Raw genomic sequence first — 359 nt, forward strand, 5'->3', positions numbered from 1 at the left:
CGTTGTCGAAGGACCGGTTGTAGAGCTTGTTGAGCGGGTCGTGCTTGCCGAGAAACTCCAGATAGGCCTCGGCCTTCTTGCGCGCCGTGATATCGGTCAGCGCCACCTGAACCAGCGACCAGTCGTGTTCATAGCCGGGCAGCACGGAAAACTGCAGATGCACATGCATCTCGCTGCCGTCCAGGGCATAGTTCACGACTTCGCGCTGCTGGAACAGCTTGCCGTCCCACAGATCGACGAGCTGCTCGCGAAAGTGCTCGGTCATGTTGTCGCGAAACACGTCGCGGATGCGCTTGAGCAAAACCTGGAGGTCGGGTGCGCCGAACATCTGCAAGGTGTGGTGGTTGACGTTGAGCACG

General features: G+C 59.6%; 1 protein-coding gene. It reads right to left on the reverse strand.

Going from position 1 to position 359, the window contains the following annotated elements:
• On the reverse strand, positions 1-359 hold a 359-nt coding region (locus tag GSQ79_RS29710; protein ID WP_246725467.1), incomplete at both ends, for a PAS domain-containing protein.

This window comes from Beijerinckia sp. L45, assembly GCF_009765775.1.
In the GTDB taxonomy this organism is placed as follows: domain Bacteria; phylum Pseudomonadota; class Alphaproteobacteria; order Rhizobiales; family Beijerinckiaceae; genus RH-AL1.